2 protein-coding genes are annotated in these 885 nt (G+C 42.4%); both read right to left on the bottom strand.

The genetic code is table 11. The annotated features are described in order from the left end of the window. Window positions 1-321: nucleoid-associated protein (locus tag SPADD19_RS06535; RefSeq protein WP_241496509.1), on the bottom strand; the 321-nt coding region annotated here is incomplete at its 3' end. Window positions 322-329: 8 nt separating this feature from the next. Continuing rightward, on the bottom strand, window positions 330-885 hold a 556-nt coding region (locus tag SPADD19_RS06530), incomplete at its 5' end, for a PLP-dependent aminotransferase family protein (protein ID WP_128861603.1).

Genomic DNA, 885 nt, shown 5'->3' with positions numbered 1-885 from the left:
AAAATGGTCCACCCCTTCTTTTGAAAACTCAACAAAAACCAAATCGTTGGTTTTTTGATTCTCAGAGACGACAAATTCTTCCTTCCAGCGATTCGCTACTACGACCGAAGTTTCTAATAGGTCATCTGAGATCATCTCAAGAAAAGGATTGTCCTCTTCGAAAATACCAGTCTTGGCTTCATCCGAGTAGACCCGTTCAATCTTCTTACGCAAGTATTCCTCGATTTTAGGTGTGATATTGAGAAATTTATCTGCCAGATAGAGATCGGTATCGTCTGGGCTAAATTGATGAATGATGGCTTTTTTTACGTAAATATCCATAAGATGGTTTAGTCCTCGTAAAGTGGAAAGGCGTCTGTCAAGGCTTTGACTTGGCTACGCACTTCATCTAATACTTCTTGATTATCCGCATTCTTCAGCGCTTTGATCATGAGTTCAGCAACGGTGCGACTTTCTTTTTCACCAAAACCACGAGCGGTGATAGCTGCTGCACCAATCCGAATCCCACTTGTCTTAAATGGAGACAAGGTTTCATAAGGAATAGAGTTCTTGTTGAGAGTGATATTAACTTCATCCAACAAGTTTTGCGCCACTTTCCCATTTTCAACGACTTTGGTGACGTCGACAAGGAAAAGGTGGTTCTCTGTTCCGCCTGAAATAACGCGGAAATCTGGATCTTGCAAGAAGACATCAGCCATGGCCTGACTGTTCTTAATCACGTTAGCTGCATACTCTTTAAAGGCAGGATCCAGTGCTTCTTTGAATGCGACAGCTTTGGCTGCAATGACATGCTCCAACGGTCCTCCTTGAATACCAGGGAAAATAGCAGAGTTTATTTTCTTAGCTAATTCCTCATCATTGGTCAAGATCAGACCTCCACGAGGT

The organism is Streptococcus parasanguinis (assembly GCF_001578955.1).
In the GTDB taxonomy this organism is placed as follows: Bacteria; Bacillota; Bacilli; order Lactobacillales; family Streptococcaceae; genus Streptococcus; species Streptococcus parasanguinis_U.
Note: the sequence above shows the minus strand (reverse complement) of the source record. Positions and strands in the feature narration are given on the sequence as shown.